Source organism: Collinsella sp. TF07-1 (assembly GCF_003437235.1).
In the GTDB taxonomy this organism is placed as follows: domain Bacteria; phylum Actinomycetota; class Coriobacteriia; order Coriobacteriales; family Coriobacteriaceae; genus Collinsella.
The window spans coordinates 51,491-61,070 of the sequence record NZ_QSRV01000013.1 but is presented as its reverse complement, the minus strand read 5'-3'; the positions used below and the strand labels follow the sequence as shown (position 1 = coordinate 61,070).

The following is a 9,580-nucleotide window of genomic DNA, read 5'->3' as shown; positions in this document are numbered from 1 at the left end:
TTATCGTCCCGGCTCGAAAAAGTGCTAAATGTCAATTCTGGTCTAACAGAGCCATTATTTTTATCGGTTATTCCCTTAACGACCCCGATATCCAAGCTATCCTCATGTCGATTTCGCGCTGCCTCGGTTCTAACAATCTTGCGTTGCTTAGAAAGCGCTTTATCTTCCTTACTAGGGGAGAAAACGCAACCTCAACTCATTCGTTTACCTTTCCAGGTATTGGCGAGATAAGCATGACCGAGATTAGGACGAACGATTTTGGTGCAGTGTATGAAGCAATTGGACAATCCAAATGCTCCTTCTCGCCCAGGATCATTCGTGAGCTTCGCAGGAGCATCTACGCCTTGGCTGATGAGGGCGATCCGAATGACTCTCTGGTAGTTGAAGCGAGTTTTAGCGACCTCGAGAGACTTCCGGAGGGACAGCATCTTGTGCTGGGTATCGGTGTTGCGAATGCTTCTTTAGGGCACGGGCATATGGTCAAAGCCGAACTTCTATATCGTGATGTTGTGTTTGATGACGAACATGTTGCTCCTAAGCTTGCCGTCGAGGAATACCTTCCTTCGCTGCTTGCTTCTAACTCGGGTGGTTTGCCCATGTATAAGTATTTAAGCGCGTATTCAGGGGAAGTTCTTAATCCAAGGATGCTAAAGGAAATAGATGAGAAGAAGGATTTAGATGCTTTTCTAAACAACAGCCTACGAAAGGCAAAAGGTAGCTATCATCATTCGGGAATTAGACACTCGGTTCAGTCTGTTATAGCTAACGAAGGCTTTGAGGAAGCATTTAAAAAGCTTGTGCTACTTGAAGAAGATGAGATCGATCTAAATAAGTTGCTTGAATATCTGAGGGCGCTCATCACGGACGATCGCAAGATAATCCACGGTAATAGCGAGCTGAAACGGCTTATTAGAATGTATGATTTCCTTAAGTACAAGAAGGCCTTCGACATATCGGCTACTAGTGAGTAATCCCACCTAGCGTCTATGAAGAAGGCCATCTTTGTAAACTATGGCATCTGAGCGTATAGTGCGAACACCACGTGCAAATGCATACTTAATATAACGCTTTCTGCTTGAAATCACAATGGTGTCTGTTTCGACCCGCCAATCAAGGGAAGATAGTGTAGAGTATCTTCCTGCAATACAAAAGCTCTTTGGGAGCTTTAAGGGTGACGCTTTCAAATTGAGAGTGTTGCCCTTTTTTCATGTATGCAATGTGTGACGTACTAGCCAAGCACCATCCCGGCAATGGAATGATCGAGCATGGGCGGCTTCTACTGGTTGACGTGATCGTGGTCAAACAAGTGATATCGATTAGAATTAAATCAATTGCGCTGGAAGCCTTCGGGCGACACCTGAAGAGGGTTGATGCGTCGGTCCTCTTTTTTTGTTTGGATGTAAGATTCGGCCAGGCAAAACAAGGATCTCATTTGGGGAGAACAAATATCCGGCGGTTTTCCGCTTCGGGACGCGCGGTTTAAGGGTGCTTTTCGGAAGTGCGGGGAAAAATCGGAAACCTCCGAGCATAAACCGAATTTCGGCAACAAAACCGCAGGTCGCGGAAGGCTAAAACAGGGGTCTGGTCTGTCGATCTCGGTTTTTCACCGCACTTCCGGAAACGCCCGACGGAAGCATGCGGCAAATTTTGGAACCCTCGAGCACATCGTCCTTTTCATGAAAAGAACCCGCAGGTAGAAGCGTTGCCACTATCCAGTGTGGTTGACGTGTCTAGAATATGCCGCACACTTCCGGATTTTGCATAAGCTCGACTGGTTTGTTTATCGATTGGGGCAGAGGAATCTTGTCTGGACCTCGTTATATGTATTTAAATGGATGAACTTAACCTATAAGTTAAGTTCATCTAGAAATGGGAGGTGCCCTTTGGCAGAAGGATATGATCTTGTCGAATATAGAGACCTCAAGGGTCGACCGTTTTGGGAATTGACGGCTTCTCCCGACAACTCTCAATTCCAGAAAATGTTGTCAGACCCTAAGCGGAAATTAACCGCTCGAACAATGATCGGCCAGAATAGCACGTCAACTTCTGGAATCTGAGCCTTGACTTTTATACTTGGCTTTCGAAACGGAGAACACAATGAATAAAGTAGATTTATCTGATTTTTACGCCGATACAGAAACCAGCGAAACACGCGCTTATGAACACGCGCTAGATATCGAGTTTATTGTTCATCGCGAGATGAAGCGTCTGGGTTTAAGCAAAAGCGATTTGGCAAAGCGTATGGGCGTGAGCCTTCAGTCGCTTTCGAAGCTGTTGAATTCTCAGCCCAATATGACGCTGAAGACGATCGCTAGGTTCGAGCTTGCTTTGGGTATCAAAATCGTTCCGCAGGTTATCGCCAGCCATTCCAAAGAGTTGCCGTTTCTTTCATCTGATGATTCTGTGCGAGAGCAATGTGCATCGCCTGCCATTCTCCCTGCAGAGCTGTCAGCAGATTGCGATGTGCCTTTTCAGAGCGAATAGCATTTCCTCGATGAATCTAAGTCGAATGAGTTGCCGCTCTCACATCCTCTAAAAAGTTCTTAAAACAGCCTTAAAGGCGCCTTGGCTCGCTTTTACAGCGTACAATACGCATGTTTGACTATGGCAAAAGTAGTTTTTTGGGGAGGGGGAACGCCGTGGAAGTGCTGGCTGTTGGCAACACCGCATATGTTGACGATGGCTTTTGCTCCAAGGCGTTCCCCGGCGACCATGTGTAGGTCGTAGCCGCGCAGGACGCGCGCCGCGATGAGTCGTCGTACCATGCTTCGTGGAAAGAGCTCCTCCAGCACCTGGACCAGGCCTACGAGTTTGAGCGCGTGGTCTACCTTTCTACCTACCTCACCCCGCATACCGTGACTTTTGGCGACATTGGGCTGCTGCGCTCGGTGTTTCGTGCCTGTATGGGACGCAATGTGCAGCTGCTGTTTATTGCGGGGCCCGCGGGTGCAGAGGGCACCACTGGCGGATGTGACGACGACGCCACGGCCGCCAGTGGCGCCCAGACGGGCAAGGGCATTATCGCCCGCGCTGCCAACGACCTGTGCCGTTACTATGCATCGCGCGACGGCATCCAAGCCAAAGTCCTGCGCGTGCCGTATCTGTATACCGCATCGCCGGCATTAACCGACCCATTTTTGGTGCCGCTATTCGACGCATGCTCGGGCGGGTCGGTCGCGCTTCAGGGTGCGGCAGATGCGCCGTTTCCCCTGCTGTGTGCCGAGGAACTCGCGGTGTTGGTGCATCGTATCTTTGACTGCTGGGATGCCAACTTTGAGATGCTCGACGTTGCAGACGCTTTTGGCCACCCGAGGCCTATGGCGTGATCGTTGACGCTCCGGGTGCGAGCGTGACCTATCACACGCTCAGCATCTAGGCGTTTCGTCGCCCAACGGCGCTATACTGCAGCCGTTGCCCACGATGCGGGGAACACCCGCATCGTGGGTTTTTGCTTATGAAGGGACGGTGCCGCGTGGACGTACAGCAGCTAGAAGAGGCTTGGGCTTTGAGGGCCGGCGCGCGTGAGGCGCGATTGGTTGCGGCCTCGCATGTGCCGGCGGCGCTGTCTCTGTTGGGGATTGTACGTTCCGGCGATCGCCTGGTTGCGTTTGCCGATGACTTTGCCGATGCGTTTGCGCGCAGCTTTGATGGATGCGGCGTGGCTATGGTGGGGGAGCCGTCGGTTGCGGCGTTTAATGCCGCGTCCGAGGGCTTTGATGCTTCGTTTGATGCCGAGGGACCGCACCTGTGGTGGTTCGTCAACTCTATTGGCGGGTTTGGATTGCGCGTGCCCGATCTGCGCGCGCTAGGACGCGCCGCGCGTGAGGCTCATGCGCTGCTCGTGGTGGATAACACCGTGGCTGGTGTCTTTGGGTGCGATCCGCGGCGCTTGGGTGCCGTGCTGTCGCTCGAGGCACTTGATCGCATATGCGCGGGCGATGCTCCGCACAAGTTGGTTGCCGTATCGGTCGCGCGCTCGCAGCTCAAGCGCCATCGCGTGGATGCCGCTGCCGAGTGCGCGCATGCTCTGCTTAAGGGCTGTGGCTTGGTCAAACTTGATTTGCCTGCTGATGAGGCCGGTGTGCTGGAGTGCGGGCTGGACTCGCTCGATGCCCGCATGCAGGCACATTTCGACCGCGCACGTGCGCTGGCCGAGTACTTGGCTGCCAATGAGATGGTGCACGCCGTGCGCTATCCCGGACTGAGCTCGCATCCCGACCATGCGGTTGCAACTGGAATCCTCGAGCACGGCTTTGGTCCGGCAGTTGAGTTTGACCTTATTGAGCGCAGTGCGGGCGATTTGTTCGATGCTTTGCCGGGGGAGTTTCGTACATCGCAGGCCGGCGGCGCAACGACGCGCCTTTCGGCTCCACGCGGCAAGCAGGGGTGCACCATTCGCCTCTTCGCCGGTACCGACGACCCCCTGGTTGTAGCGTCCACCCTGGACAACGCGCTCCGAAAGTAACTAATCGGGGTGTGTGTCACGAAAACGGCCTATTTACTACGTTTAAGCCATAGGGGTCGACCATACCCGCCTATTTCGAAAATTGCCAAGCTGTCTACCAGCGGTTTTATTTTCATAATGTCCGGTATGGTCGAGGGTATTCAGCTAAACGTAGTAGATGGGCCCGTTTTGTGGCGCGAGCCTCAACCCGAGGGCGCTGTGGGCTAAAAACCGCCCAAAAGGACTACTCCGCGTTGATGTTGGCGATGAGGGCGTCGGCTTTGGTGGCGATGACGTTGTTGATGTCGGTCTGCAGCTCCTCGTAGACCGCTATGGCTCGCTCGCCGGCGGGGGTGAGCGTGGATCCGCGGGCGCCGTCGCGCTCGATGAGCTTGCAGCCCAGCTGGCCTTCGGCCTCGTTCACGATGCGCCAGGCCTTGGAATACGCCATGCCCATGCTCTTGGCGGCGCGATTGAGCGAGTGCTCGCGGGCGATGCCCTGCAGCAGCAAGACACAGCCGTGGCCGAACACGCCCGGCAGATCCTTGTCGCACGCTTGAATGACCAACTTTGCCGTTGTCTTGTACTCCATGTGCTCCACGTCTCCCCGCTAAAGTATTTGCTGGGCAAACGCAAAGCCTGCGTCAAACCCTCGTGTGCTCTTCTTAAATCATGCATTGTAGCAGTCAAAGTGCGTTAAGATACTTCCCCAGTATTGGGCGCCCAAGGTTGGGCTGGGTCCTACGAGGCCTGCAGCCGACCGGTCGCATGGAAAAAGGAGAAACATGGCTACGTTCTTTCCCGGTGAGTCCCACACGTTTTCGGAGTATCTGCTGGTCCCTGGTTACTCGTCCTCGCAGTGCATCCCCAACAACGTCTCTCTTAAGACGCCGCTAACCCGCTTTAAGCGCGGTGAGAAGCCGGCAATCACCCTGAACATCCCCATGGTTTCCGCCATCATGCAGTCCGTCTCGGGCGTCGACATGGGTGTCGCGCTCGCTACCGAGGGTGGCCTGTCCTTCATTTACGGTTCCCAGAGCGCCGAGTCCGAGGCCGCTATGGTCAAGGCCGTCAAGGATCACAAGGCCGGTTTCGTTCAGTCCGATTCCACGCTGACCCCCGACATGACCATGGAGCAGGTCATCGAGCTCAAGGAGAAGACCGGTCACTCCACCATGCCGGTCACCGACGACGGCACTCCCAAGGGTAAGCTCCTGGGTATCGTCACCAGCCGTGACTATCGCCCCAGCCGCGATGACCACCAGAAGAAGGTCTCCGAGTTCATGACCCCGCGTGAGCAGCTCATCGTGGGCGACAAGAACATCAGCCTCAAGGTTGCCAATGACGTCATCTGGGACAACAAGCTCAACGCCCTGCCCATCGTCGACGACAACGATCACCTCATGGGCATCGTCTTCCGCAAGGATTACGACAGCCACAAGACCAACCCCAACGAGCTGCTCGATAACGACAAGCGCTATATGGTCGGCGCCGGTATCAACACCCGCGACTATGCCGAGCGCGTGCCGCTGCTCATCGAGGCCGGTGCCGATGTCCTGTGCATCGACTCCTCCGAGGGCTTCAGCGAGTGGCAGAAGCGCACCATCGAGTGGATCCGCGCCAACTACGGCGAGGACGTCAAGGTCGGTGCCGGTAACGTCGTCGACGCCGAGGGCTTCCGCTTCTTGGCCGACTGCGGTGCCGACTTCATCAAGGTCGGTATCGGCGGCGGCTCCATCTGCATCACCCGCGAGACCAAGGGCATCGGCCGTGGCCAGGCCACTGCGCTGATTGACGTCTGCCGCGCTCGTGACGAGTACTACGAGGAGACCGGCATCTACGTGCCCGTGTGCTCCGACGGCGGCATCGTCTACGACTACCACATGACTCTCGCCCTTGCCATGGGTGCCGACTTTATGATGCTGGGCCGTTACTTCGCCCGCTTCGATGAGAGCCCGACCGAGCGCGTCAACGTGAACGGCCAGTACATGAAGGAGTACTGGGGCGAGGGTTCTGCTCGTGCCCGCAACTGGCAGCGCTACGACCTGGGCGGAGCCGCGAAGCTCAGCTTCGTCGAGGGTGTCGACTCCTACGTTCCCTACGCCGGCTCCCTCAAGGACGGCGTGGGCGGCACGCTCTACAAGGTCAAGTCCACGATGTGCAACTGCGGCGCCCTCTCGATCCCCGAGCTCCAGGAAAAGGCGCGCCTGACGCTGGTGAGCTCGACCTCGATTGTCGAAGGCGGTGCCCACGACGTTGTCGTAAAGGACTCTCAGCAGAGCGTTTCCTATCGATAGGATAAGAGCTGCACATAAAGGTTGAGTATCAACCACGTTATTTAGATAAAGCGAGATGCCTGCAAGTCGCAGGCATCTCGCTTGTCGTATTTGCTATCATCAGACGAGTTAACCTTAGGGTCGGGCGGCTTGGCTTTGTTCGCTACAAGTTCCGCACGCAAAGAAGAGCACTTAATGTGCTCTTCGTCTTGCGCAGGACTGTCCGCAGTAGCGAATAAAGCCAAGCCGCCCGACCCCATCTAAGATTAAAGGAGCTGATATGTGCGATTGCACAGATCATAAGGACGAGATCCCTGCCTACGACGCGCAGGCCATTGAGTCCAAGTGGATGAAGGCCTGGGAGGACTCCAACCTCTTCGCGGTCGACACCGACGCATCCAAGCCCAAGAAGTACGTGCTCGAGATGTTCCCGTATCCGTCGGGCGACCTGCACATGGGCCACGCGCGCAACTATACCATCGGCGATGCCATGGCCCGTCAGGCCCGCATGCGCGGCTTTGACGTGCTGCACCCCATCGGCTTCGATGCCTTTGGTCTGCCCGCCGAGAATGCCGCCATCAAGCACAACACACAGGCTGCCGCCTGGACGTATAAGAACATGGACCAGGCGCTCGCCACGATGAGGCGCATGGGCTTCTCCTACGATCTGGATCGTACCGTTAAGACCTGCAGCCCCGACTACTATCGTTGGGGTCAGTGGATCTTTGAAAAGATGTGGGAAAAGGGTCTGGTCTACCGCAAGAAGAACCCGGTCAACTGGTGCCCCACCTGCAAGACCGTTTTGGCCAACGAGCAGGTAACCGAGGGCAAGTGCTGGCGTTGCGGCACCGAGCCCGAGAAGCGTGACCTCGAGCAGTGGTACTACAAGATCACCGACTACTCCCAGGAGCTGCTCGACGACCTGGAGAAGCTCCCCGGCTGGCCCGAGCGCGTCAAGCAGATGCAGGCCAACTGGATCGGCCGCTCCGAGGGCGCCGAGGTCGACTTTACCCTGTGCGACAAGGATGGCGAGCCCATCGAGGGCGACGAGGGTAAGATCACCGTCTTCACCACGCGCGCCGACACGCTCTTTGGTGTTTCCTTCTTTGTCCTGTCTCCCGAGTACGCGCGCCTGCACGAGCTCGTCGAGGGCACTCAGTACGAGGAGGCCGTCACCAAGATCGTCGAGGACTCCAAGCATATCTCTGCCGTCGAGCGCGCCCAGGGTACCCTCGAGAAGCACGGCGCCTTTACGGGCCGCTACGTGGTAAACCCGGTCAACGGCGAGAAGATCCCCGTGTGGGTTGCCGACTATGTCGTTGCCGACTACGGCACCGGCGCCGTCATGGCCGTTCCCTGCGGCGACCAGCGCGACTTTGAGTTTGCCCGCAAGTACGACCTGCCGATCGTGCCGATCATCCTGGACGATGAAGACCGTGCTGCCGTCGAGGCCAGCGGCGAGACCATCGATACCTTCCATGCCGAGACCGTCGACTGGGATTGTGCCCACGCTGCCGAGGGCACGCTGGTCCAGTCGGGCAAGTACACCGGCATGCGCGGCGGCAAGCACTCCGAGGGCGAGGCTGCCATCGTGGCCGACCTCGAGGCCATGGGCTGCGGTCGTCGCAAGGTCGAGTTCCGCCTGCGCGACTGGCTCATCAGCCGTCAGCGCTATTGGGGCAACCCCATCCCGGCCATCCACTGCGAGCACTGCGGCATCGTGCCCGTGCCCGAGGATCAGCTGCCGGTGACGCTGCCCGAGAATCTGGACCTGGGCGCAGGCGAGACCCTCGCCGAGTGCAAGGAGTTCTACGAGACCACCTGCCCGGTCTGCGGTCGCCCGGCCAAGCGCGAGACCGATACCATGGACACCTTTACCTGCTCCAGCTGGTACTACCTGCGCTATACCGACCCGCACAACACCGAGCTGCCCTTCTCCAAGGAAGCCGCCGACCGTTGGATGCCCGTCGATAACTACATCGGCGGCATCGAGCACGCCATTCTGCACCTGCTCTACAGTCGCTTCTTTACCAAGGCCCTGCGCGACCTGGGCCTGCTGAGCGTGGACGAGCCCTTCACCAACCTGCTGTGCCAGGGCATGGTCAAGGACGAGAACGGCGACACCATGTCCAAGTCTAAGGGCAACGTCGTGCCTCCGAGCTCGGTCATCGAGCCCTACGGCGCCGACACTATGCGTCTGGCGATCCTCTTTATTGCCCCGCCCGAGAAGGACTTCGACTGGGATCCCAAGGCCGTCGAGGGCGCTAACCGCTTCATCAAGCGCGCCTGGCGTATCGTGTGGCAGCTCGTCCAGTCCGGTGACGCCAACGTGGCCTTTGACAAGTCCGCGCTCGACGAGGCCGCGATGAAGCTCTATCGCGAGCGTCACCGCACCATTGCCAAGTGCACCGAGGACTTTGACCGCGGCCAGTTCAACACCGCGATCTCGGCCGTCATGGAACTCGTCAATGCCGCGAGCGCCTACCTCAACGCTACTGAGGGCGCTTCCCGTGACAAGGCCCTGTGTTACGGCGTGGCCAAGGATATCGTGAGCGTCCTTGCCCCCATCTGCCCGTTCTGGGCCGATGAGCTGTGGCATGAGGCGCTCGGCTGCGAGGGCAACGCCTATACCGCCGCCTGGCCCGAGTTTGACCTGGCCGAGTCCATCGAGGACACGGTGCAGATTGTCGTACAGGTGCTCGGCAAGGTCCGTGGCCGCATCGACGTCGCCCGTGACGCCTCCAACGAGGAGATGCAGGCTGCCGCCGAGGCCGCCGTTGCCAAGTGGCTTGAGGGCAAGACGGTCGTCAAGGCCATCTGCGTGCCCGGCAAGCTGGTCAACCTGGTGGTCAAGTAAGCG

7 protein-coding genes are annotated in these 9,580 nt (G+C 57.3%); 6 read left to right on the top strand and 1 reads right to left on the bottom strand.

Annotated features, from left to right (window positions below):
• The 4 genes from DXC67_RS06455 to DXC67_RS06440 form a co-directional block, all read left to right on the top strand.
• Window positions 1–971, top strand: a 971-nt coding sequence (locus tag DXC67_RS06455; protein ID WP_199410648.1) for an SIR2 family protein, incomplete at its 5' end; no start/stop codon positions are given.
• Window positions 972–2,097: 1,126 nt separating this feature from the next.
• Complete coding sequence (locus tag DXC67_RS06450) at window positions 2,098–2,484, top strand: helix-turn-helix transcriptional regulator (RefSeq protein WP_117637774.1); 387 nt, start codon at window positions 2,098–2,100, stop codon at window positions 2,482–2,484.
• A gap of 335 nt (window positions 2,485–2,819) precedes the next feature.
• Window positions 2,820–3,326: a hypothetical protein gene (locus DXC67_RS06445; RefSeq protein WP_117635109.1), complete on the top strand. Its 507-nt coding sequence runs from the start codon at window positions 2,820–2,822 to the stop codon at window positions 3,324–3,326.
• 146 nt (window positions 3,327–3,472) lie between these two features.
• Window positions 3,473–4,465: a PLP-dependent transferase gene (locus tag DXC67_RS06440; protein ID WP_158551302.1), complete on the top strand. Its 993-nt coding sequence runs from the start codon at window positions 3,473–3,475 to the stop codon at window positions 4,463–4,465.
• A 223-nt stretch (window positions 4,466–4,688) separates the two neighbouring features.
• Here DXC67_RS06440 and DXC67_RS06435 read toward each other — a convergent pair whose 3' ends face one another.
• On the bottom strand, window positions 4,689–5,036 hold the full coding sequence (locus DXC67_RS06435) for a winged helix-turn-helix domain-containing protein (RefSeq protein ID WP_117637772.1): 348 nt from the start codon (window positions 5,034–5,036) through the stop codon (window positions 4,689–4,691).
• A gap of 193 nt (window positions 5,037–5,229) precedes the next feature.
• On the opposite strand from DXC67_RS06435, the gene DXC67_RS06430 reads away from it, so the two are divergent.
• Window positions 5,230–6,741: an IMP dehydrogenase gene (locus tag DXC67_RS06430; RefSeq protein WP_117637771.1), complete on the top strand. Its 1,512-nt coding sequence runs from the start codon at window positions 5,230–5,232 to the stop codon at window positions 6,739–6,741.
• A gap of 259 nt (window positions 6,742–7,000) precedes the next feature.
• The gene (gene leuS / locus DXC67_RS06425) at window positions 7,001–9,577 is read left to right on the top strand and encodes a leucine--tRNA ligase (RefSeq protein ID WP_117637770.1); all 2,577 of its coding nucleotides are present in this window, start codon (window positions 7,001–7,003) and stop codon (window positions 9,575–9,577) included.
• Window positions 9,578–9,580 lie beyond the last annotated feature (3 nt).

Coding starts and splice junctions, on each gene's coding strand:
- DXC67_RS06450 (WP_117637774.1), top strand. CDS start 2,098: ATGAATAAAGTAGATTTATCTGATTTTTACGCCGATACAGAAACCAGC.
- DXC67_RS06435 (WP_117637772.1), bottom strand. CDS start 5,036: ATGGAGTACAAGACAACGGCAAAGTTGGTCATTCAAGCGTGCGACAAG.
- DXC67_RS06430 (WP_117637771.1), top strand. CDS start 5,230: ATGGCTACGTTCTTTCCCGGTGAGTCCCACACGTTTTCGGAGTATCTG.
- leuS (WP_117637770.1), top strand. CDS start 7,001: ATGTGCGATTGCACAGATCATAAGGACGAGATCCCTGCCTACGACGCG.